Origin of the sequence: Pseudomonas sp. B21128 (assembly GCF_044218865.1) — a bacterium.
In the GTDB taxonomy this organism is placed as follows: Bacteria; Pseudomonadota; Gammaproteobacteria; order Pseudomonadales; family Pseudomonadaceae; genus Aquipseudomonas; species Aquipseudomonas iridis.
This window is the reverse complement of record NZ_CP162590.1, coordinates 3,891,552-3,912,926: the sequence shown is the minus strand read 5'-3', so window position 1 is coordinate 3,912,926 and position 21,375 is coordinate 3,891,552. Positions and strand designations below refer to the sequence as shown.

21 protein-coding genes are annotated in these 21,375 nt (G+C 59.4%); 16 read left to right on the top strand and 5 right to left on the bottom strand.

Annotated features, from left to right (window positions below; translation table 11 throughout):
* The first annotated feature begins 110 nt into the window (after positions 1 to 110).
* Both metH and AB4P91_RS17470 read left to right on the top strand, forming a co-directional pair.
* Positions 111 to 3,821, top strand: a complete 3,711-nt coding sequence (gene metH / locus AB4P91_RS17475; protein WP_395603302.1) for a methionine synthase — start codon at positions 111 to 113, stop codon at positions 3,819 to 3,821.
* A 143-nt stretch (positions 3,822 to 3,964) separates the two neighbouring features.
* Positions 3,965 to 4,183: a DUF2970 domain-containing protein gene (locus AB4P91_RS17470; RefSeq protein WP_150592068.1), complete on the top strand. Its 219-nt coding sequence runs from the start codon at positions 3,965 to 3,967 to the stop codon at positions 4,181 to 4,183.
* A 5-nt stretch (positions 4,184 to 4,188) separates the two neighbouring features.
* Here AB4P91_RS17470 and AB4P91_RS17465 read toward each other — a convergent pair whose 3' ends face one another.
* Entirely contained in the window at positions 4,189 to 5,262 is a 1,074-nt protein-coding gene (locus AB4P91_RS17465) for an ABC transporter substrate-binding protein (RefSeq protein WP_395603301.1), read from the bottom strand.
* 523 nt (positions 5,263 to 5,785) lie between these two features.
* On the opposite strand from AB4P91_RS17465, the gene AB4P91_RS17460 reads away from it, so the two are divergent.
* Together AB4P91_RS17460 and AB4P91_RS17455 are read left to right on the top strand one after the other, a co-directional pair.
* Positions 5,786 to 7,444, top strand: a complete 1,659-nt coding sequence (locus AB4P91_RS17460) for a nitrite/sulfite reductase (protein ID WP_150597897.1) — start codon at positions 5,786 to 5,788, stop codon at positions 7,442 to 7,444.
* A complete protein-coding gene (locus AB4P91_RS17455; RefSeq protein WP_042559417.1) occupies positions 7,428 to 7,922 on the top strand; it encodes a DUF934 domain-containing protein in 495 nt (164 codons plus the stop codon). The genes AB4P91_RS17460 and AB4P91_RS17455 overlap by 17 nt, the downstream gene beginning before the upstream one ends.
* Before the next feature lie 68 nt (positions 7,923 to 7,990).
* Here AB4P91_RS17455 and sohB read toward each other — a convergent pair whose 3' ends face one another.
* Positions 7,991 to 9,022 (bottom strand): protease SohB, encoded by a 1,032-nt coding sequence (gene sohB, locus AB4P91_RS17450; RefSeq protein ID WP_395603300.1) that lies wholly within the window; start codon positions 9,020 to 9,022, stop codon positions 7,991 to 7,993.
* A gap of 204 nt (positions 9,023 to 9,226) precedes the next feature.
* Here sohB and AB4P91_RS17445 point away from each other — a divergent pair, with 204 nt between their 5' ends.
* The 5 genes from AB4P91_RS17445 to AB4P91_RS17425 all read left to right on the top strand — a co-directional run bounded on the left by AB4P91_RS17445 (position 9,227) and on the right by AB4P91_RS17425 (position 13,944).
* Positions 9,227 to 9,937, top strand: coding sequence for a histidine phosphatase family protein (locus AB4P91_RS17445; RefSeq protein ID WP_150592071.1), 711 nt, complete (start codon positions 9,227 to 9,229; stop codon positions 9,935 to 9,937).
* Between the two features lie 64 nt (positions 9,938 to 10,001).
* A complete protein-coding gene (locus AB4P91_RS17440) occupies positions 10,002 to 10,316 on the top strand; it encodes an SCP2 sterol-binding domain-containing protein (protein ID WP_007946492.1) in 315 nt (104 codons plus the stop codon).
* Between the two features lie 423 nt (positions 10,317 to 10,739).
* On the top strand, positions 10,740 to 11,603 hold the full coding sequence (locus AB4P91_RS17435) for a LysR family transcriptional regulator (RefSeq protein WP_150592072.1): 864 nt from the start codon (positions 10,740 to 10,742) through the stop codon (positions 11,601 to 11,603).
* 122 nt (positions 11,604 to 11,725) lie between these two features.
* Positions 11,726 to 12,871 carry an SRPBCC family protein gene (locus tag AB4P91_RS17430; RefSeq protein WP_395603299.1) on the top strand — a complete coding sequence of 382 codons (1,146 nt, stop codon included), beginning with the start codon at positions 11,726 to 11,728 and terminating at the stop codon, positions 12,869 to 12,871.
* Positions 12,868 to 13,944 carry an SMP-30/gluconolactonase/LRE family protein gene (locus AB4P91_RS17425; protein WP_395603298.1) on the top strand — a complete coding sequence of 359 codons (1,077 nt, stop codon included), beginning with the start codon at positions 12,868 to 12,870 and terminating at the stop codon, positions 13,942 to 13,944. Before AB4P91_RS17430 ends, AB4P91_RS17425 begins: the two co-directional genes overlap by 4 nt.
* Before the next feature lie 131 nt (positions 13,945 to 14,075).
* Here AB4P91_RS17425 and AB4P91_RS17420 read toward each other — a convergent pair whose 3' ends face one another.
* A complete protein-coding gene (locus AB4P91_RS17420) occupies positions 14,076 to 14,240 on the bottom strand; it encodes a hypothetical protein (protein ID WP_181818482.1) in 165 nt (54 codons plus the stop codon).
* 109 nt (positions 14,241 to 14,349) lie between these two features.
* Positions 14,350 to 14,592, bottom strand: a complete 243-nt coding sequence (locus AB4P91_RS17415) for a DUF465 domain-containing protein (protein WP_150592075.1) — start codon at positions 14,590 to 14,592, stop codon at positions 14,350 to 14,352.
* 206 nt (positions 14,593 to 14,798) lie between these two features.
* Here AB4P91_RS17415 and AB4P91_RS17410 point away from each other — a divergent pair, with 206 nt between their 5' ends.
* On the top strand, positions 14,799 to 15,320 hold the full coding sequence (locus AB4P91_RS17410; RefSeq protein WP_150592076.1) for a DUF4142 domain-containing protein: 522 nt from the start codon (positions 14,799 to 14,801) through the stop codon (positions 15,318 to 15,320).
* A gap of 63 nt (positions 15,321 to 15,383) precedes the next feature.
* On the opposite strand, the gene AB4P91_RS17405 is transcribed toward AB4P91_RS17410, so the two are convergent.
* Positions 15,384 to 15,662, bottom strand: coding sequence for a hypothetical protein (locus AB4P91_RS17405; protein ID WP_395603297.1), 279 nt, complete (start codon positions 15,660 to 15,662; stop codon positions 15,384 to 15,386).
* 251 nt (positions 15,663 to 15,913) lie between these two features.
* Here AB4P91_RS17405 and AB4P91_RS17400 point away from each other — a divergent pair, with 251 nt between their 5' ends.
* Genes AB4P91_RS17400 through AB4P91_RS17375 form a run of 6 tightly spaced genes read left to right on the top strand, consistent with a single transcriptional unit; the run spans position 15,914 to position 21,320 of the window.
* Positions 15,914 to 16,765, top strand: coding sequence for an STAS domain-containing protein (locus AB4P91_RS17400; RefSeq protein ID WP_150592078.1), 852 nt, complete (start codon positions 15,914 to 15,916; stop codon positions 16,763 to 16,765).
* 4 nt (positions 16,766 to 16,769) lie between these two features.
* Complete coding sequence (locus AB4P91_RS17395; protein ID WP_150592079.1) at positions 16,770 to 17,132, top strand: STAS domain-containing protein; 363 nt, start codon at positions 16,770 to 16,772, stop codon at positions 17,130 to 17,132.
* A complete protein-coding gene (locus tag AB4P91_RS17390; protein WP_042559428.1) occupies positions 17,129 to 17,533 on the top strand; it encodes an anti-sigma regulatory factor in 405 nt (134 codons plus the stop codon). Before AB4P91_RS17395 ends, AB4P91_RS17390 begins: the two co-directional genes overlap by 4 nt.
* On the top strand, positions 17,530 to 18,540 hold the full coding sequence (locus AB4P91_RS17385) for an ATP-binding protein (protein ID WP_395604972.1): 1,011 nt from the start codon (positions 17,530 to 17,532) through the stop codon (positions 18,538 to 18,540). Before AB4P91_RS17390 ends, AB4P91_RS17385 begins: the two co-directional genes overlap by 4 nt.
* Positions 18,533 to 19,408 carry a sensor histidine kinase KdpD gene (locus AB4P91_RS17380; RefSeq protein WP_150597902.1) on the top strand — a complete coding sequence of 292 codons (876 nt, stop codon included), beginning with the start codon at positions 18,533 to 18,535 and terminating at the stop codon, positions 19,406 to 19,408. The genes AB4P91_RS17385 and AB4P91_RS17380 overlap by 8 nt, the downstream gene beginning before the upstream one ends.
* Entirely contained in the window at positions 19,398 to 21,320 is a 1,923-nt protein-coding gene (locus AB4P91_RS17375) for a response regulator (RefSeq protein ID WP_150592081.1), read from the top strand. Before AB4P91_RS17380 ends, AB4P91_RS17375 begins: the two co-directional genes overlap by 11 nt.
* Positions 21,321 to 21,375: the final 55 nt, after the last annotated feature.

Genomic DNA, 21,375 nt, shown 5'->3' with positions numbered 1-21,375 from the left:
GACGCTCGTACCAACATGAGCGATATTCATGCAAAACCTTCACATGCTCCAAAACCGCACAGGTTTGTTATGATCCCGCTCCTTCGTAATGGTCTTTCCGAGTAGTCCAAATGTCCGATCGCAGCGTCCGCCTTCAAGCTCTCAAGCAAGCTCTCAAAGAGCGCATCCTGATACTCGACGGCGGCATGGGCACGATGATTCAGAGCTACAAGCTCGAAGAACAGGATTATCGCGGCAAACGCTTCGCGGACTGGCCGAGTGACGTCAAGGGCAACAACGACCTCTTGGTACTCACCCGTCCGGACGTGATCGGCGGCATCGAAAAAGCCTACCTGGATGCTGGCGCCGACATTCTGGAAACCAACACCTTCAACGCCACGCGCATTTCCATGGCCGACTACGGCATGGAAGAGCTGGCCTACGAGCTAAACGTAGAAGGCGCACGCCTGGCGCGCAAGGTCGCCGATGCCAAGACCGCAGAAAACCCCGACAAGCCACGCTTCGTCGCCGGCGTGCTCGGCCCTACGAGTCGCACTTGCTCGCTCTCGCCTGATGTCAACAACCCTGGCTACCGCAACGTCACCTTCGATGAGCTGGTGGAGAACTACACCGAAGCCACCAAAGGCCTGATCGAGGGCGGCGCCGACCTGATCCTGATCGAAACCATCTTCGACACCCTCAACGCCAAAGCGGCGATCTTCGCCGTGCAAGGCGTGTTTGAAGAGATGCACCTCGAACTGCCGATCATGATCTCCGGCACCATCACCGATGCGTCCGGCCGCACCTTGTCAGGCCAGACCACCGAAGCGTTCTGGAACTCCGTGGCCCACGCCAAGCCGATTTCGGTCGGCCTGAACTGCGCACTCGGCGCCAGTGAATTGCGTCCATATCTGGAAGAGCTGTCGAACAAGGCCAGCACCCACGTTTCCGCGCACCCGAACGCCGGCCTGCCGAACGAGTTCGGCGAGTACGACGAACTGCCGATCGAAACCGCCAAAGTCATCGAAGAATTCGCCCAGAGCGGCTTCCTTAACATCGTCGGCGGCTGCTGCGGCACCACGCCCGGCCACATTGAAGCCATCGCCAAAGCCGTGGCCGGTTACGCACCACGGCAGATTCCGGACATTCCCAAGGCTTGTCGCCTGTCGGGCCTGGAGCCGTTCACCATTGATCGCAGCTCGCTGTTCGTCAACGTTGGCGAGCGCACCAACATCACTGGTTCGGCCAAGTTCGCCCGTCTGATTCGTGAAGATAACTACACCGAAGCGCTCGAAGTCGCCCTGCAACAGGTCGAAGCCGGCGCCCAGGTGATCGACATCAACATGGACGAAGGGATGCTCGATTCGAAGAAGGCGATGGTCACCTTCCTCAATCTGATTGCCGGTGAACCGGACATCTCCCGCGTGCCGATCATGATCGACTCCTCGAAGTGGGAAGTGATCGAAGCCGGCCTGAAGTGCATTCAAGGCAAGGGCATCGTCAACTCGATCAGCATGAAAGAAGGCGTCGAGCAGTTCATCCACCACGCCAAACTGTGCAAGCGCTACGGCGCTGCGGTAGTGGTGATGGCGTTTGATGAAGCCGGTCAGGCCGACACCGAGGCGCGCAAAAAAGAAATCTGCAAACGCTCTTACGACATCCTGGTCAACGAAGTCGGCTTTCCGCCGGAAGACATCATCTTCGACCCGAACATCTTCGCCGTGGCCACCGGCATCGAAGAACACAACAACTACGCTGTCGACTTCATCAATGCCTGCGCCTACATCCGCGACGAGCTGCCGTATGCGCTGACCTCTGGCGGCGTGTCCAACGTGTCGTTCTCGTTCCGAGGCAACAACCCGGTGCGAGAGGCGATTCACTCGGTGTTCCTGCTGTACGCGATCCGCAACGGCCTGACGATGGGCATCGTCAACGCCGGTCAGCTGGAAATCTATGACCAGATCCCGGTCGAGCTGCGCGATGCTGTCGAAGACGTGGTGCTCAACCGCACGCCGAACGGCACAGACGCCCTCCTCGCCATCGCCGACAAGTACAAGGGCGACGGCAGCGTCAAGGAAGCCGAGACCGAAGAATGGCGCGGCTGGCCGGTCAACAAGCGCCTCGAACACGCGCTGGTCAAAGGCATCACCACGCACATTGTTGAAGACACTGAAGAGTCGCGCCTGTCGTTCGCCCGTCCGATCGAGGTGATCGAAGGCCCGCTGATGTCCGGCATGAACATCGTTGGCGACCTGTTCGGTGCCGGCAAAATGTTCCTGCCGCAGGTGGTGAAATCCGCCCGCGTGATGAAACAGGCCGTGGCCCACCTGATCCCGTTCATCGAACTGGAAAAAGGCGACAAACCGGAAGCCAAGGGCAAGATCCTCATGGCCACGGTCAAGGGCGATGTGCACGACATCGGCAAGAACATCGTCGGCGTGGTGCTCGGATGCAACGGTTATGACATCGTCGACCTCGGCGTGATGGTGCCGGCGGAGAAAATCCTCCAGGTTGCCAAAGAACAGAAGTGCGACATCATCGGCCTGTCCGGCCTGATTACGCCGTCGCTGGATGAAATGGTCCATGTGGCACGTGAGATGCAGCGTCAGGACTTCCACTTGCCGCTGATGATTGGTGGCGCAACCACCTCCAAAGCCCACACGGCGGTGAAGATCGAACCCAAATACAGCAACGACGCGGTGGTCTACGTGACCGACGCCTCCCGCGCCGTCGGCGTGGCGACGCAGTTGCTGTCCAAAGAGCTGAAGGCCGGTTTCGTCGAAAGAACCCGCGCCGAATACGTTGAAGTGCGTGAGCGCACGGCCAACCGCAGCGCCCGTACCGAGCGTTTGAGCTATGCCGCCGCCATCGCCAAGAAGCCGCAATTTGACTGGAGCACCTACGCCCCCGTCAAACCGACCTTTACCGGTGCCCGCGTTCTGGACAACATCGACCTCAAGGTGCTGGCCGAGTACATCGACTGGACGCCGTTCTTCATCTCCTGGGACCTGGCCGGCAAATTCCCGCGCATCCTCGAAGACGAAGTGGTCGGTGAAGCCGCCACTGCGCTTTACAAGGACGCGCAGGAGATGCTCGCCAAGCTGATCGACGAGCAACTGATCAGCGCCCGCGCGGTATTCGGCTTCTGGCCGGCCAATCAGGTGCATGACGACGACATCGAACTGTACGGCGATGACGGCAAGCCATTGGCCAGGCTGCACCACTTGCGCCAGCAGATCATCAAGACCGACGGCAAGCCGAACTTTTCGCTGGCCGACTTCGTCGCGCCGAAAGACAGCGAAGTCACTGACTACGTCGGTGGCTTCATCACCACTGCTGGCATCGGTGCCGAAGAAGTGGCCAAGGCTTATCAGGATGCTGGCGACGATTACAACTCGATCATGGTCAAGGCCCTCGCCGACCGTTTGGCCGAGGCTTGCGCAGAATGGTTGCACCAGCAGGTGCGTAAAGAACACTGGGGTTATGCCAAGGACGAAGTGCTCGACAACGACGCACTGATCAAAGAGCAGTATTCGGGTATCCGCCCTGCCCCGGGCTACCCGGCCTGCCCGGATCACACCGAGAAAGCCGCGTTGTTTGCGTTGCTTGACCCTGAGGCAGAAGAAATGCGTGCCGGTCGCAGCGGTGTTTTTCTCACCGAACACTACGCCATGTTCCCGGCTGCGGCGGTCAGTGGCTGGTACTTCGCTCACCCCCAGGCGCAGTACTTTGCCGTTGGCAAGATCGACAAGGATCAGGTGCAGAGCTACACCTCGCGTAAAGCTCAGGAGCTCAGCGTGACCGAGCGCTGGCTGGCGCCGAATCTGGGTTACGACAACTGATCCAGTTTCAGCGCATTACCCTGTGGGCGCTGGCTTGCCAGCACCCACAGGGATTGTGATTGAACTGACCTCTTCTGGGGTTTTGCGGTGTTCTTCAGTGGGTTGGCTATGCTTGTCTGACACACACGGCAGACGAGGGATTTATGGACGATCCAGTCGACAACAAACCGCCGAGTTTCTGGCAGATGCTGCACAGCGTGATGGCGGCGGCGTTCGGGGTGCAGAGTGGCAAAAACCGGGCAAGGGACTTCACACATGGCAAGCCCAGCCATTTCGTGATGTTGGGCATTCTGTTCACGGCGATATTCGCTTTGACGCTGTTTGCCATCGTCAAACTGGTGCTGCATTTCGCCGGGATTTGACGGGCTCAGCGCATCAGGGTCTGCAGCGTGAACGGATAGCGGTAGGAAACCGGCCGCCCCTTGGCCGAGAGCTTGCGAAAATTCACGTTGTAGCCCGGCGAGTCGCCCATGGCGAGTATTTGCCGAGCCTGGGATTTGTCGATCAGTTGCAGTAATGGCAACTGACGGTCGCGGCCGCCGTAGTGGTCCAGATCAACGCCTTGCTCATAGTCATGCAACTCGACCAGCGCCCAGCCGCCAAGGGTAAAGTGCCCGCCGACCAACGCGCTCAGGCGCCCGTCAACCACCGCCTGCAAGGCAGTGCGAGACGTGTTGACCGCACTGAACAACGCATCCTTGCCCGCAACCTTGCCGCTCTCGGCGTAGGCACGCATCGCGCCGAATGCCATTTCATCGTTGGCCGACCACACCAGTGACACCTGCGGATACCGGGCGAACAACTGTTTGGCCTGCTCATAGGCGCGCTGCTGCGTCCAGCCGCTGTAGACCAGTTGACGCAAACGCACTTGCGGATGCTCGGCCAGTGCGCGCTGCATGCCCTGCTCGCGCAGTTGCGCCGAGGGTGTGATTTTCAAACCGGAGAAAGCCAGCACTTCAATTGGCTCACCCTTTTTCACGGGCGGATGCAACCGAATCAACTCCTTCATCATCAGGTAGCCACCCTCCTCATCGTTGGGCACCAGGCTGCCGATCCGGTCGCTGCGTTTGCCCATCAGCGCCTGCTGATCAGGGGTCAGCGCCGCGTTGACCATGAACAGCTTCACGCCACTGCTCTGCGCCAGGCGCAGGATCTGCGGTGCCACGTATTGCTCGTTGACGAACATCAGGTAATCAGGACGATTGGGGCCCAGCAATGCAAGACGTGCCTGAGCCAGAGTCAATTCAGGCTGACGCTGGGAATAGAGGATTTGCAGATCGATGCCCAGATCCTGGGCGGCTGCCTGCATGAATTGCGAGTAACTGACCCAGAACGTTTCGTCGGTGTAACCGGGATTCAGAAACAGCACGGACTCGGCTCGCACAGCATTCGCGAAAAATGCGCCGAACAGGGCAAGGCTGATGTAGAGAAACTTGAACATGAAGCATCCGGGCCCGAGGAAAAATGGCCGCGCATTATAGCCATTGAAACCCGGCTATTGACGCCTGATCCCGCTTTTTGTCCGACAATCGTCGGAAGCGGGCCCGGACGGGTCGTTTACTGATGGCTGACCCAGAACACCGCTGTTCCTACGACGAGAATGATCAGGAACAAAATGGCCCACGCATCCACACTGCTATCGGTTTTTCTTGCCTTGGTCGGGTTGCTCATTGCATCGCCTCTTATCGGTTTTATCGGTGATTGCAGAAAGACTCGACCACAGTTAAGACGATGATTGTCCGCACGACAAATGTGGATTAGTTAATAACTGTTATCGTTAGGCGATTTGGTTCTTTACATATACTCAAACATCACTTTTGCGCATAACTGCAAACGGGTATATTGCCCCGGCTCCCTTAGGGAGCGCGCGGCCGTGCGCGCAGAATTGCAGAGGCAACATCGGACTCCAGCACGCGAAAACGCAGCGTTTTCCGAGTAGCCCAAAGCCTGAGAACAGGACTTATATGTACGTATACGACGAGTACGATCAGCGGATCATCGAGGACCGCGTCAAGCAGTTCCGTGATCAGACCCGACGCTATCTGGCAGGTGAGCTGAGCGAAGAAGAATTCCGCCCGCTACGCCTGCAAAATGGCCTCTACATTCAGCGCTTCGCGCCGATGCTGCGCGTGGCGGTGCCTTACGGCCAACTGACCTCGCGTCAGATGCGCATGATGGCAAAGATTGCCCGTGACTACGACAAGGGCTACGCCCACATCAGTACCCGACAGAACGTTCAGTTCAACTGGCCGGCGGTGGAAGACATCCCGGACATCCTCGCCGAACTGGCCACCGTGCAGATGCACGCGATCCAGACCAGCGGCAACTGCCTGCGCAACGTCACCACCGACCAGTTCGCCGGTGTCGCTGCCGACGAGCTGATCGACCCGCGCCCATGGTGCGAGATCGTCCGCCAGTGGACGACCTTCCATCCGGAATTCGCCTACCTGCCGCGCAAATTCAAGATCGCCGTCAACGGTTCGACCGCTGACCGTGCGGCCATCGAAGTACACGACATCGGTCTTGAGCCGGTGCACAACGAAGCTGGCGAACTCGGTTTCCGCGTCCTGGTGGGCGGTGGCCTCGGTCGTACGCCAGTGGTGGGCGCGTTCATCAACGAGTTCCTGCCATGGCAGGACCTGTTGAGCTACCTCGACGCCATCCTGCGGGTCTACAACCGTTATGGTCGTCGCGACAACAAATACAAGGCGCGGATCAAGATCCTCGTCAAGGCGCTCACCCCTGAAGTGTTCGCGCAGAAAGTCGATGCGGAAATGGAACACCTGCGCGGTGGCCAGACCACGTTGACCGAAGCCGAACTGCAGCGCGTCGCCAGGCACTTCGTCGATCCGGACTACAAAGCGCTGGAAAACCAGACCGCGCAATTGGCCGATCTGGACAAAGAACACCCAGGATTCGCCCGCTGGCGCACCCGCAATACCCTGGCGCACAAGAAGCCGGGTTATGTGGCCGTGACGCTGTCGCTGAAACCGACTGGCGTAGCGCCGGGCGACATCACCGACAAGCAGCTTGACGCCGTCGCCGATCTGGCCGAGCGCTACAGCTTCGGTCAACTGCGCACCTCCCACGAGCAAAACATCATTCTTGCCGATGTCGAGCAAAGCCAACTGTTCGCCCTATGGGGCGAATTGCGTGAAGGTGGTTTCGCCACGCCGAACATCGGCCTGCTGACCGACATCATCTGCTGCCCTGGCGGTGATTTCTGCTCGCTGGCCAACGCCAAGTCAATCCCGATTGCCGAATCGATCCAGCGCCGTTTCGACGACCTGGACTACCTGTTCGACATCGGTGAACTGGACCTGAACATCTCCGGTTGCATGAACGCCTGCGGTCACCACCACGTCGGCCACATCGGCATCCTCGGCGTGGACAAGAAAGGTGAGGAGTTCTATCAGGTCTCCCTCGGCGGCAGCGCCAGCCGTGATGCGAGCCTGGGCAAGATTCTCGGCCCATCCTTCGCACAGGAAGTCATGCCTGACGTGATCTCGAAGCTGATTGACGTGTACGTGGAACAACGTACCGAAGACGAGCGCTTCATCGACACCTATCAGCGTATTGGCATCGACCTCTTCAAGGAACGCGTCTATGCAGCGAATCATTAAGAACAACGAAGTCGTCGACGAAACCTGGCACTTGCTGCCCAAGGATTTCAACATCGACGAGATCAGCAACTGCGACGATCTGATCGTTCCGCTGCAACTGTGGCGTGAACACAGCCGCATGCTCATGGCGCGCGACGGCGGTCTGGGCGTGTGGCTCGACGCGGACGAGGAAGCAGAGGAAATCGGTGAGGACGTTGATAAGTTCCAGGTGATTGCGCTGAACTTTCCGGCATTCACTGACGGGCGCAACTACTCCAATGCGCGCCTGTTGCGTGATCGCTATGGCTTCAAAGGCGAGCTGCGAGCGATTGGCGATGTGCTGCGCGATCAGCTGTTTTACATGCGCCGCTGCGGTTTCGACGCCTTTGCTGTGCGTGCAGATAAAGATCCGCACGAAGCGCTGGAAGGTCTCAAGGATTTCTCGGTGACCTATCAGGCCGCCACTGACGAACCGCTGCCGCTGTTCCGTCGCCGCTAAGTCTTCACCACAAAGCTGCGGACAAAAAAACGCCGGTCATTGACCGGCGTTTTTTTTGCCTGACTGACTTACCAGAAGCGCTGCTGGGTCAGACGGCTCCACCAGCTCAGCAGCACGCGATCTACCGAACCGCTGGCTGCCATGCCGATGCGCTCCTGCAGACTTTTGCGTTCGGCGTAATGCAGGTGGTAAACCTCCGCCTGCCTGGCCTTCTGCGAGAGGTATTCATCGCTGGTCTTGAGTTCGTCGACCAGTTGCTTGTCCAGCGCCGCGACGCCGAGCCAGACTTCGCCGGTCGCCACGTCATCGATGGCCAGTTGCGGACGGTAGCGGGCAACGAAGTTCTTGAACAGTTGATGGGTGATGTCCAGGTCTTCCTGAAACTTCTCGCGGCCTTTCTCGGTGTTCTCACCAAACACGGTCAGGGTGCGTTTGTACTCTCCGGCGGTCAGCACTTCGAAGTCGATGTCGTGCTTCTTCAGCAGACGGTTGACGTTGGGCAACTGCGCAACCACACCGATTGAGCCGAGAATGGCGAACGGCGCACTGATGATCTTCTCGCCGATGCACGCCATCATGTAGCCGCCGCTGGCCGCGACTTTGTCGATGCACACGGTCAGGGGCACGCCGGCTTCGCGGATACGCGCCAGTTGCGAGGACGCCAGGCCGTAGCTGTGGACCATGCCGCCGCCGCTTTCCAGACGCAGGACAACTTCGTCCTTCGGCGTAGCGAGGGTCAGCAGCGCAGTGATTTCATGGCGCAGGCTCTCGGTGGCCGAGGCTTTGATGTCGCCGTCGAAATCGAGCACGAACACCCGTGATTTGGCCTCGGGTTTTTTCTTCTGCTTCTTCTCGTTCTTTTCGGACTTGGCCTCGCCCTTGCGCAAGGCCTTGAGCTGATCCTTGTCGAGCAGGGTCTGCTCCAGGCGCTCACGCAGGCCTTTATAGAAATCATTGAGCTTGCTGACCTGCAACTGCCCCGCCGACTTGCGCCGGCCCTTGCTGCGCAACGCGGCAAAACTGGCGAGCACCACCAGAATGGCGATCACCAGGGTGACGGTCTTGGCCAGGAAACTGGCGTATTCGGTGAAAAACTCCACAGAGACTCCTCAAAACGAAGCGTGGATGTGATTTCCACGCGTAATGGCCCCAGCATACCCATGCGCCGGCTCGTCGGCCAGTCGTGAAACCTCTGGCAACACGCCTGTAACGGGCATTTCAAACAAGCGTATGTTTTTTCATTGACAGCTCCCCGGCATCCTCATAATCTCGCCAAACCTTCAACGTACCGGGACGACGCGGACGTGGGCAGCATCTATTTGATTCGACATGGCCAGGCCTCCTTTGGTGCAGACGACTATGACGTCCTGTCGCCGACTGGTGTGCGTCAGGCAGAAATCCTCGGTCAGCACCTCGCTGAACTGGGGATCCGCTTCGATCGCTGCCTGGCAGGTGATCTGCGCCGCCAACAACACACGGCCACCAGTGCGCTGGAGCAATTCACTGCCAAAGGCCTTTCGGTGCCGACGCTGGAAACCGATTCCGCGTTTAACGAATTCGATGCTGACGCGGTCATCCGCGCCCTGCTCCCGGCAATGTTGCCAGACGAGCCTGAAGCCCTCGACATCTTGCGCAACGCCGCGCAAAACCGCGGCGAGTTCCAGCGCATTTTTGCCCTGATCATCGAGCGCTGGCTGGCCGGCACCTATGACACACCGGGGCTGGAGAGCTGGCTGGGTTTCGTTGAACGGGTTCAGGCCGGGCTGCATCGAATTATTGAACAGGCCGAAAAGAACCAGAAAATCGCGGTATTCACCTCTGGCGGCACGATCACCGCCCTGCTCCACCTCATTACACAAATGCCTGCGAAACAGGCTTTTGAATTGAATTGGCAAATCGTCAACACCTCGCTCAACCAGCTGAAGTTTCGCGGCCGCGAGGTGGCCCTGGCTTCCTTCAACAGTCATGCCCATCTGCAACTGTTGAAGGCCCCGGAACTCATCACTTTCCGCTGAGTCCGGATTACTGTGACCCTTGCTGTAATCACCCAGCTCCTATTACCCAAGAAAGGATCGAACCATGACCTCCGTAGCTGATGCCGTACAAGCAATGAAAGCCAAGTTCAACCCAGCCGCTGCTGCCGGCCTGGACCTGGTCTTCGGTTTCCGCATCGACGACACCAAGAACTTCTCGCTGATCGTCAAGGACAGCACCTGCGAGCTGCAAGAAGGCGAGAACCCGGACGCCCAGGTCACTCTGGTCATGGACGGCGAAACCCTGCAAGGCATCGTTGACGGTTCGACCGACGGCATGCAAGCGTTCATGGGCGGCAAACTGCGCGCTGAAGGCGACATGATGCTGGCGATGAAACTGTCCGAGCTGTTCCCTTCGTAATACCGCTGTTCAGTCACACGAAAATCCCGCCCCTGTGGCGGGATTTTTGCGTGCTGGCACAAAGAAACCTGGCGGTGTGCGGACAGCCCCCCCGCATCGTCGGCGCGGCGGGTGAGATTGAGTTGGCGGTTGATTCTGTGGCGACTGTTTTCCCCCTCACCCTAGCCCTCTCCCAAGGGAGAGGGAACCGATTCGGGGACATGGGCGATGTACACCGACTTGAAAGACGTGTTCTGAATCCATAGTCGACCGGCCTGAAACTTAGGCGCTGGATCCATAGTCAACACGGCGGTTCAGGTCGATGCGTGACGAAAGGCACCTCGGTCGCTCCCCTCTCTTTCGGGCGGTTCGACGTTTCGGGAGGGTTAGGGTGAGGGGCTCTTTGCATTTACAATGCCGCCCACCTCAAACACCGGCCCGCCCATGGACATCGACCTCGCTCGCACCTTTCTGGAAATCGTCCGTCACGGCAGTCTCGCGGCGGCGGCGCAGAAGCTGTTCGTCACCCAGACGGCGATCACCGCCCGGGTGCAAAAACTCGAAAGCCAGTTGGGCAGTACGCTGTTCGTGCGCAATCGCGCCGGGGCCAAATTAACGCCCAATGGCGAGGCCTTCGTGGTCTATGCCAATCAACTGGTGCAGACCTGGGAAGCGGCGCGGCGCGACCTGCCGCTGCCTGAGGGTTATCACAACGTGCTGCACATCGGCGGCGAAGTCAGCCTGTGCAACCCGTTGATGCTCAGTTGGGCGGCCGAGTTGCGCGACAAGATCCCCGGACATGCCCTGCGCATGGAAATCCGCGACGGTGAGAACCTGCTGCGCCAACTCGAACTCGGCGTGCTCGACGCGGCGCTGGTCTACCAACCGGAATACTGGCCGGGGTTGCAGGTCGAGCAGGTGCTGGAGGAAAAGCTGATTCTGGTGCGCGCGCCTGATCGCCCGGACCCCTACGTTTATATCGACTGGGGCCCGGACTTCCGCCGCCAGCACGACGCCGCCCTCCCGGAAAAAGCCAAAGCCGCGCTGAGTTTCAACCTGGGCCCGCTCGCCCTGCAATACATCCTGGAGAACGGCGGCAGCGGCTACTTCCGCACCCGCGTGGTGCGCACCTATCTGGAAAGCGGCGCACTGGAAACGGTGACCAAAGCCCCGGAATTCGGCTATCCAACCTATCTGGTCTACTCGCGTGATCGCGACTCGGCGACATTGCAGCAAGCCTTCAATCTGCTGCGCGAAGTGATCCGCACGGATGACGACTGGTCACAACGCTGGAACCCGCTGAGCTGATCGAGCACGCGGGTGTGCGCTTTACACCGGATCATGGCGCATGTGGCCTCAAGGTCCGGCCTGCATGAATGGCCGGATCGGCTAATCTGCCGGGTACAACAAAATACCCGCAGGTGAACGCAGTGAGGCAGACCACCGAGGCATTTCGCAGCCGCTACCGCGCGGCCATCCATCCGCTCTACAACCCGTGGCTGCACGGTGCCTTCGTGCTGCTGTTCGGGGTGCTGGCCATCGGCGCGTTCTGGAGCAGCGTGCATCAGGTGAGCTGGCTGGAATGGCTGAGCGTGCCGCTGACCCTGCTGTTTTTCAACTTTGGCGTGTACATGGTCCATCGCCATCTCGGCCACCACAAAAAAACCTTTGCCAAAATGTTCTACGCCCGGCATGCGGGCGACCATCACAGCTTCTTTACGCCCGGCCACATGACCTACGACAGCGCTCGCGACTGGCGGGTGATTCTGTTTCCGGCGTGGCTGATCGTGATCCATACGCTGGTGATTACCCTTCCGCTGTGGTGGCTGTTCGCGCAGTTCAACGCCAACGTCGCCGGGCTGTTCGCTGGCAGCATGGTGCTGGGTTATCTGACCTACGAGGTGTTTCATGCCGCCGAACACTTGCCGCCGCACAACCCGCTGACGCGCCTGCCGTGGATCCGTCAGATGCGTCATTTGCATGAGCTGCATCACCGTCGCGAACGCATGCAAGCGCGTAATTTCAACATTGTTCTACCGCTGATGGACTACCTGTTCGGCACCCTTTACTGGGAGCCGCAAGCCGCCCCTTTGAGCTATTCGAGAATGCCCATGACCCGCATGCAGCACCAGATCGATATCGCTGGCGACCCGATTGCCGTACTCGCCTACGCGGCCAGTGTCGGCCGCTGGCCCGAGTGGCATCCGTCATCGCTGAAGATCGACGGGCCATCAGGGCCGCTGCATGCAGGCGCATGCTTTGAAGAAGACATTCATGCTGGCGGCCGCGCAGGCCACCTGAGCTGGACAGTCACCGAATACCTGCCCGGGCGACGCTGGTGTGCGCGAGCCCGGGGGGATCATGGGTTGTCGCTGGCGTTGACTTACGCGTGCTACGCCGAAGGTGACGGCACGCGGTTTGTGCGTACGCTGAATTATCGTTTCGACGGCTTGGGCATGCGTATCGCCAATCAGTTGCTGCTCAAGCGACGCATCGACCGTGAGTCCGCTGCATCCATGCTCGCACTGCGTGACATGGCTGCGCAGTATCTGGCTTCAGCGAGGGCCAGCGCATGAGGTGGGGGCAGGTTTTGTTGTTGCTGATAGTCGCCGTCATCGCGTTTCTGCTGCTGATGCCCACCAAGGTCGAGCCGGTCGCCTGGACACCGCAGGCGGCGCCCTCGTTGAGCACAGGGATCTACGCCGATAACCAGCGCCTCAAAGGTGCGGCACAGGTCGGCCCCAGTGACATCGAAGGGCCGGAAGCGCTGCTGCTGGAAGGCGAATTCCTGATCACCGGTCTGCATGACGGTCGGCTGATTCGCAGCAGTCTTGATGGCAAGGAACGCAAGGTACTGGCCGACACCGGTGGCCGGCCGCTGGGGCTTGCGCGGCACCCCAACGGGCTTCTGGTGATCGCCGACGGGGTAAAGGGTTTGCTGTCCCTCGATGCACAGGGCCAGGTGACGGCCTTGACCAAAGAGGCCAATGGGGTAGCGTTCGGTTTCACCGATGATGTGGCGATCGACGAGTCCGGGCATTACGCCTATTTCAGCGATGCGTCCAGCCGCTGGGGCTACGGCCATGACGGCGAGGCGATCATTGAGCACGGCGGTGACGGACGCTTGCTGCGCTATGACTTCCAGACCGGCAAGACCAGCATCCTGCTCGATAAACTGCAGTTCGCCAACGGCGTGACTCTCGGCCCGGATGACGCTTACGTGCTGGTTAATGAAACCGGCGCCTACCGCATCAGTCGCTTCTGGCTGAAGGGCCCCCAGGCGGGCACCCATGACCTGTTTATCGACAACTTGCCGGGGCTGCCCGACAACCTGTCATTCAATGGCCACGACCGTTTCTGGGTTGCTTTGTACGCACCGCGTAATGCCTTGCTCGATGGCACGGCCGGGCATCCATTCGTGCGCAAGATGATTGTGCGGGCCTTGAGCGTGCTGCCCAAACCGGTGGAGAAGCGCGGGTTTGCGTTGGGGCTGGATTTGCAGGGCAAGGTGATTGCTAATTTGCAGGATGCGAGCGAGGGCAATTATTCGCCGATTACAACGGTGAGGGAGTATGGGGACTGGTTGTATTTCGGGTCTTTGAAAGCGATGCATATGGCGCGGATGCCGTTGGCGGATGCGCTGAAGTGAGTCTGTCGGTTTGGCGTGGAATTGACTGACGCCATCGCTGGCAAGCCAGCTCCCACAAGTATTGGGTTGTGCACATAATCTGTGAACTACATGAACCCTGTGGGAGCTGGCTGGCCAGCGATAGCGCTCTGTCAGTTGGAGGACTTGTCGAACTTGTCAGGGTCTTCGTCTTCAGGAAGATCCTCGACAGGCTCATCCGGATTGGCCGTGGTATGCGCCGGGCTGTTCGGCTCCGGATGCGTCGGCACGGGGTCGAATGCGCCCTGCTCTTCACTCGGGAATTTGGGATCGCTCATGAGGCACCTCGCAAGAAGTCGATGAATTCGGACTCTGTACATTCGAGGTGCCGGCAGGGGCTGTCGTTCCCGTCCATTCGCAACCGTAAGTCGGCGGACAATTAGAGGATCACGACGGTGACTGCAAGTGGCTGACGATCTCGTCCTTGACCTTCAGACGTTTCTCTTTGAGTTTTTTCAATGCGTCGTCGCTGGGGGCGTCCGAGGTGGCTGTCTCTGCCTTGACCACGTCGGCATCAACCTGAGAATACTTGTTGATCAATGAATCCAGTCGCGGATCCTGGGTGCGTTTTTGCTGGATCTCTTCCTTCGTGCAGCTCAAGTCCTGAAACAGGTCATGGGGAACCGGCATGTAACACCTCCGTGAGTTGATCGGTGTCCAACGCGACCGATTGCGCTGGCCCACCATCAGAATGGCCTCGGTCGGGGCATCCTGTCGACTCCCTGTCAGACCAGCGGTGGCCGTTCGTCGCCCTGTCGCAAACGCGATAAAACCTTTCGTCGGCGCACTCGATCCATTGCATAACGCTCACAAAAACCTGCGTGGAGATCTACCAAATGGACGGATTCAACCTGCGTCACATTGCTCTGGCCGTTGCCCTGAGTGCCGGCATGGGCAGCGCTTTTGCTGCTACCGACAATGACTTCGTCGACAATGCCGCTGCCGGTGGCATCGCCGAAATCGAAACCAGTCGCCTGGCACTGGAAAAAAGCCAATCGGCCGACATCAAGAAGTTTGCCGAAATGATGATCACCGATCACAGCAAGGCCAATGACGAGCTGGCGACGATTGCCAAGGCTCACGACATCGAGGTGCCGGACACCACCACGCTGGTCAAACAGGCCAAAGAGAAAATCCTGGAAGTACGTGACGAGTCATTCGACGCGGCCTACGCCAACAATCAGGTGAAGGCTCACGAAGACACCATCGAGTTGTTCAAGAAACAAGCGAATACCGTCACGGATGACAAGACCAAAGGCGCGACCGAGCTGAAAGCCTTCGCTCAAAAAATGCTGCCGGGGCTGGAAAAACATCTGACAGCGGCGAAAGAGCTGCAAGCCAAATACCCAAGCAAGTAAGTATCGGGCAGTAAAAAAAGAGGCCGCATCCAATGGATGCGGCCTCGTCGTTTTCAACTTCGATTAACCCCCGTCAGTATCAATATCCGCGTCCGTCTCCTCACCCGGCTTCGCCCGGTCTGGCTCAGGTTCAAAACCGGGGCTGAACTCGTTGTCGTTATCGGTGTTCTGGTTCTTCTGATCCACTGCCGGATCCGCACTTTGCGCCTGGTCTGTATCGCCCTGTTGCTGCGCGGGCTGCGTCGGCGCCGATTGCCCCGGCACTTGCGGGTCAATCGCCGGGTCATTGCGACCGATCGGTTCCCCGGATTGATTGTGCTGCTGTGTCGATTGCTCGTTCATAAGCACCTCTTTAGTCATCGCCAGCGCGACTGAAACCAGTCGGGCCTTGCAGTTTCGAAGCCGCCATCGCGCCAACGTTCAAAACATCGCGCCTTGCAGCCATGCCGACTAGAGTTACTCGGGCCTTTATTGAGGTAAATCACAAATATCCTCGTTAGACTGCACAACTATTTGAAACGGCAACGGTCACTGACTTCGCGCCGATCAATTTGATGAAATCGGCCCCTCATTCGTTACGGAGCAACAGGCACATGGCAGCACTGCAGAACAGCACACTCGATGCGATTAAAAACAAGCAGTCACAACTGCTGGGCGAATGGATCAATGGCCTCGAAGCGAACGGCGCCACGCGCAACTTGAAAGAACACGACCTGCAGCAGCAAACCAGCGAATTCCTGCAACTGGTGATCACGGGGCTTGATAACGGCAACGGCGCCAACGTCACTGCGCAGGGTTGGGAAGCGACCCGCCTGTTCCTTGAAAAGCTCTCCCATAGCCGCGCCCTGCTCGGCCAGGACTCGCAACAAACCGCGAGTTTCATCTTCGCCCTGAAAGGCCCGTTATTCACGCTGCTGCAAGCGCACTACAAAGAACAACCGGCGCTGCTCGCCGAGCAGCTCTGGGAAATTTCCGAATTGCTCGACGCCTTTGGTCTGCACACCATCCGGACCTTCCAGAAATCCCGCGAAGCGGTGATCAAGCGTCAGCAGGAAGAACTGCTGGAACTGTCCACTCCCGTGGTCAAGCTTTGGGACGGCGTGCTGGCGCTGCCAATGATCGGCACCCTCGATTCGCAGCGCACACAGGTCGTGATGGAATCGTTGCTGCAACGCATCGTCGATACCGGTTCGGAAATCGCCATCATCGACATTACCGGCGTGCCTACCGTCGATACCCTGGTTGCCCAGCACCTGCTGAAAACCGTTACCGCGATCCGCCTGATGGGCGCAGATTGCATCATCAGTGGCGTGCGTCCGCAGATCGCGCAGACCATCGTGCACCTGGGGCTCGACCTGCAAGGCGTGGTCACCAAGGCCAATCTGGCCGATGCGTTGAAGCTCGCCCTGACACGCCTGGGCATCACCCTCAGCAAAGCGGTCTGACGCCATGGAAAGAATTCCGATTCTTCAGATGGGTGAGTTCCTGCTGGTGACCATTCAGGTCGACATGCATGACCAACTCGCCTTGACCCTGCAGGACGATCTGTCCGAACGCATCAGCAAAACCTCGGCGCGTGGCGTGTTGATCGACATCTCGGCGCTGGACATGGTCGACTCATTTATCGGCCGGATGATCAGCACCATCTCCGGCCTGTCGAAAATCATGGACGCCGAAACCATGCTGGTCGGCATGCAGCCGGCGGTGGCGATTACCTTGGTCGAACTCGGCCTGACTCTGCCCGGTGTCAGCACAGCGCTCAATGTCGAGCGTGGGATGAAAGTGCTGCGGGAACGAGTAAGTCAGCAATGACCGTGCGCAGTAGCGGTACTCAACCCATTCACATTGAGCAGGATGTGGTGCTGGCCCGCCAGACCGCACGCAAACTGGCCACCGAGTGCGGCATGCGCCTGATCGACCTGACCAAAATGGTCACGGCTGTCAGCGAACTGGCGCGCAACACCATGGTTTACGGGGGTGGCGGCGACATGGACTGGCAGATTCTCGATGAGGATCACAAGGTCGGTCTGCGCCTGACCTTTCGCGACGAGGGGCCGGGCATTGCCGACATCAAACTGGCAATGACCGACGGCTGGACGTCCGGCAGCGGCATGGGCCTGGGTCTGACCGGTGCGAAACGGCTGGTCCAGGAGTTCGAACTGGATACGGAGCCCGGCAAGGGCACCCGCATAACGATTACGCGATGGACATGAACATTAACGGGTCACTGACCCAAGTATTACTGATCGAAGACAGCAGCCAGATCGGCTTTGCAAGACGCACGGCTCAACGGCTTGCCGAACAGCACGGTTTCAGTGAAAGCGATGCCGGACGCGTGGCACTGGTGGTCACCGAACTGGCGAGCAATCTGCTCAAACATGCCGGCCGTGGCGAGCTGCACTTGCGCGTGCTGCCACGTCAGGGCGATGCAGGGATCGAACTGCTGGCGGTGGATCGTGCCAAGGGTTTTGACCTGGAGGCATGCCTCACTGACGGCTTTTCTACCGGCGGCACCCAAGGCATCGGCCTTGGCGCGGTGTCACGCCAGGCCGATGTGTTTGACGTGTATGCCGACCACCGTGGAGCCGTGTTGCTCGCGCGTTTGTATCCGCGCAACAACCGTCAGCCGGACCTGCTTTACGGCGTCAGTCAGCACTCGCTGCATAACGACCCGGCCTGCGGCGATGTCTGGCATCTGGCGTATCACGGCGCGGACATCAGCGCGCTGATCGTTGACGGCCTCGGCCATGGTGAAGATGCCGAACTTGCCGGACGGGCCGGCGAGCAAGCGTTTGCCCGGGCGCCATTCAGTGCGCCAACGACGCTGATGGAAGACCTGCACCGGGACATGATCGGCACTCGCGGCGGCGCGGTGGCGTTCGCACAGTTTCACGGCGATCGCGCCAACCTGAGTTTCACCGGGGTCGGTAATATTGGCGCCAGCCTGCTTACCGCCGACAAATCTCGCGGACTGGCGTCGCACCCTGGCATCGTTGGCAGCCAATACCGGAAAGCCCAGCCCTTTGACTATGCTCACGTGAACGGACATCTTTTGATCATGTACAGCGACGGTTTGCAGTCCCGTTGGAATCTTCAAGACTACCCCGGCCTGGTGCACCGCCATCCTGCCGTGATAGCCGCCATTTTGCATCGCGACTTCTGCCGCGGTCGGGATGATGTAACGGTACTGGTCGTTGCCCTGGAGGCCGCCCATGGCTGAGTCGCCCATTGCGAGCAATGCTGAACAGGCTGCGCTGATCGCCCAGTTGCAGAGCGAAACCGAAGCCTTGCGCGCAGAACTCGATGAAACCAATCAGGGCGTGCTGGCGCTGTACGCCGAGCTCGACATTCAGGCAGAAGAATTGCGTCAGGCTTCGGACCTCAAAAGCCGTTTCCTGTCGTACATGAGCCATGAGTTCCGCACCCCGCTGGGTTCGATCCTGAGCATCAACAGCCTGCTCGCCGACGAGCTGGACGGGCCGCTGAGCCCCGAGCAACACAAACAGGTCGCCTTCGTCAGCACGGCCGCCCGCGAACTCAGCGACATGGTCGACGACTTGCTCGATCTGGCGAAAATCGAGGCCGGTCGCATCAGCATTTCCCCGGCGTGGTTCGACATGTTCGATCTGTTTTCAGCCCTGCGCGGGATGTTTCGACCGATCGTTGATGCGTCCGCGGTGGACCTGATCTTCGAGGAACCCAAAGGCCTGCCGCGTCTGTACACCGACGACAAGAAACTCGCGCAAATCCTGCGCAACTTCATTTCCAACTCGCTGAAGTTCACCACGCGTGGCGAAGTGCGGGTTTCGGCGCGACTTGAAGGCACGGACAAAATACGTTTTGCCGTCAGCGACACCGGTATTGGTATCGCGGCGGAGCTGCATGGTGCATTGTTCGAGGACTTTTCCCAGGTCGACTCGCCGCTACAGAAACGCTTGCGCGGCACCGGACTGGGGCTTTCCTTGTGTAAACGCTTCGCAGCCCTGTTGGGTGGAGAGGTCGGAATGGACAGCGCACCGGGCGTCGGCTCGACCTTTTACGTGATTATTCCGTTGGCGATCGCTTTGGAGAACGTCGATGAAACGTGACATCCGCCTGTTGATCGTCGATGACAACGTCGCTACCCGCTATGCCTTGCGCAAACGCCTGGAACGCCACGACTATGAAGTCCTCGAGGCTGGCACCGGCACCGATGGTCTGGCATTGATCGAGAGCGAAGCGATCGATGCGTTGATTCTCGACGTCAACCTGCCGGACATGAGCGGCTTCGACATCGTGCGCATCCTGCGCGCCGATACCCGCACCGCCCTTCTGCCGGTGATCCACGTTTCGGCGGCATCGATCCAGACCGGCGACATCATCACCGGTCTGAATGCCGGTGCCGATGCCTACTTGATTCACCCGGTCGACCCGGACGTGTTGCTCGCCACCCTGCGCACGCTGCTGCGGGTGCGCGACACGGAAAATGCACTGCGCGAAAGCGAAGCGCGGTTCCGCGAGATTTTCGTCAATGTGTCCGCGCCCATTGCGGTGCTGGATGCGAGCCTCAAGGTGCATGAGTGCAACCACGCGTTCAATCAGTTGATTCTGGATAACCGCGACCCGCAGGCCCTGAGCGAATGCTTCGCCGACGATCAAAATGCGATTCTCAATGAACTGCGCCTGCGCCTGGTCGATGGCGAGCGCTGGAAAGGCACGCTGAACATGCGCGTGCAGGGCGAGATTCGCGAGACCGAATGGCAGATTTCGCCGTACCGCACCCCCGAGTTGAGCCTTGTATTTGTCGAAGACGTCACCGAACACCGCCATCGCGAACGCACGCACCTGGCACGCCTGGATGACACGACCTCACAACTGGAACGCGCCGAATCGCAGTTGCTGCAAGTGCAGAAAATGGATGCGCTGGGCAAGCTCACGGGCGGCATTGCCCACGACTTCAACAACCTGCTGACCGGCATCATCACCAGTCTTGAGCTGATCCAGAAGCGCATCGCTGACAATCGTCCGGAAAAGGTCAAGTTGTATGCCGAAGCGGCGCTGAACTCCGCGACGAGCGCAGCCTCGCTCACCCATCGCTTGCTGGCGTTCGCCCGTCAGCAACCGCTGGACACCCGGCCCGTGGATATCAACGAGCACATGCGGTCACTGGAAGAACTGCTGGTGCGCACCATCGGTGAACGGATTGCCCTGAAGCTGGAGCTGACCAGCAAACCGGCAATTGCACTGGTCGATCCGAGCCAGCTGGAAAGCGCGATGCTCAATCTGGTGATCAACGCCCGCGATGCACTGCCTCAGGGAGGCAACATCTGGGTCAACACCTACGCGGCGTATTCCCACGGCGACCCGAACCTGGCCGATGGCGCGTACGTGGCGTTGTCGGTGCGCGATGACGGCACCGGGATCGAGCACCACGTGATCGACAAGGTCTTCGACCCGTTCTTCACCACCAAACCTTTGGGCCAAGGCACCGGGCTGGGCTTGTCGACGATTTACGGTTTTGCCCGGCAATCGGGCGGTGATGCGCACATCCGCAGTGTCGCCCGGCGTGGCACAGAAGTGACCATCATGTTGCCGGCCACCAGCAACCCGGTCGGCGTTGAAGCTTCACCAGAGGTAGTCAATGCGCAGGGCACTGGCGAGCATGTGTTGATTGTCGAGGACATGCCCTCGGTGCGGATGTTCGTCACAGAAGTGCTGGAAGATGCCGGTTATCGCTGCACTCAGGCCGCCGACATCGAGACGGCGCTGGAGCGCTTGCAGAACGATCCATCGATCGACCTGTTGCTGAGCGACGTCGGCTTGCCGCGCATGAGCGGGCGCGAACTGGCAGATGTTGCGCGAGGCTGGCGCGAAGGATTGCCGATCCTGTTCATGACCGGCTATGCCGAAACCGCGATCAACCGTCAGGTGTTTCTCGGCGAAGGGATGGACATGCTGGTCAAACCGTTTCAGATCAGCGAATTGCTGGACAAGGTTCGCCGTACCCTCGACGGCGCCTGAACCACCGCTATCGCTTGCAAGCCAGCTCCCACACGGAGTGAAGGGAACTCGTAAA

Coding starts and splice junctions, on each gene's coding strand:
- AB4P91_RS17395 (WP_150592079.1), top strand. CDS start 16,770: ATGGAAAGAATTCCGATTCTTCAGATGGGTGAGTTCCTGCTGGTGACC.
- AB4P91_RS17460 (WP_150597897.1), top strand. CDS start 5,786: ATGTACGTATACGACGAGTACGATCAGCGGATCATCGAGGACCGCGTC.
- AB4P91_RS17390 (WP_042559428.1), top strand. CDS start 17,129: ATGACCGTGCGCAGTAGCGGTACTCAACCCATTCACATTGAGCAGGAT.
- AB4P91_RS17375 (WP_150592081.1), top strand. CDS start 19,398: ATGAAACGTGACATCCGCCTGTTGATCGTCGATGACAACGTCGCTACC.
- AB4P91_RS17470 (WP_150592068.1), top strand. CDS start 3,965: ATGGACGATCCAGTCGACAACAAACCGCCGAGTTTCTGGCAGATGCTG.
- AB4P91_RS17400 (WP_150592078.1), top strand. CDS start 15,914: ATGGCAGCACTGCAGAACAGCACACTCGATGCGATTAAAAACAAGCAG.
- AB4P91_RS17425 (WP_395603298.1), top strand. CDS start 12,868: ATGAGGTGGGGGCAGGTTTTGTTGTTGCTGATAGTCGCCGTCATCGCG.
- AB4P91_RS17455 (WP_042559417.1), top strand. CDS start 7,428: ATGCAGCGAATCATTAAGAACAACGAAGTCGTCGACGAAACCTGGCAC.
- AB4P91_RS17415 (WP_150592075.1), bottom strand. CDS start 14,592: ATGCCGGTTCCCCATGACCTGTTTCAGGACTTGAGCTGCACGAAGGAA.
- AB4P91_RS17405 (WP_395603297.1), bottom strand. CDS start 15,662: ATGAACGAGCAATCGACACAGCAGCACAATCAATCCGGGGAACCGATC.
- AB4P91_RS17385 (WP_395604972.1), top strand. CDS start 17,530: ATGAACATTAACGGGTCACTGACCCAAGTATTACTGATCGAAGACAGC.
- AB4P91_RS17420 (WP_181818482.1), bottom strand. CDS start 14,240: ATGAGCGATCCCAAATTCCCGAGTGAAGAGCAGGGCGCATTCGACCCC.
- AB4P91_RS17465 (WP_395603301.1), bottom strand. CDS start 5,262: ATGTTCAAGTTTCTCTACATCAGCCTTGCCCTGTTCGGCGCATTTTTC.
- AB4P91_RS17440 (WP_007946492.1), top strand. CDS start 10,002: ATGACCTCCGTAGCTGATGCCGTACAAGCAATGAAAGCCAAGTTCAAC.
- metH (WP_395603302.1), top strand. CDS start 111: ATGTCCGATCGCAGCGTCCGCCTTCAAGCTCTCAAGCAAGCTCTCAAA.
- AB4P91_RS17410 (WP_150592076.1), top strand. CDS start 14,799: ATGGACGGATTCAACCTGCGTCACATTGCTCTGGCCGTTGCCCTGAGT.
- AB4P91_RS17380 (WP_150597902.1), top strand. CDS start 18,533: ATGGCTGAGTCGCCCATTGCGAGCAATGCTGAACAGGCTGCGCTGATC.
- AB4P91_RS17435 (WP_150592072.1), top strand. CDS start 10,740: ATGGACATCGACCTCGCTCGCACCTTTCTGGAAATCGTCCGTCACGGC.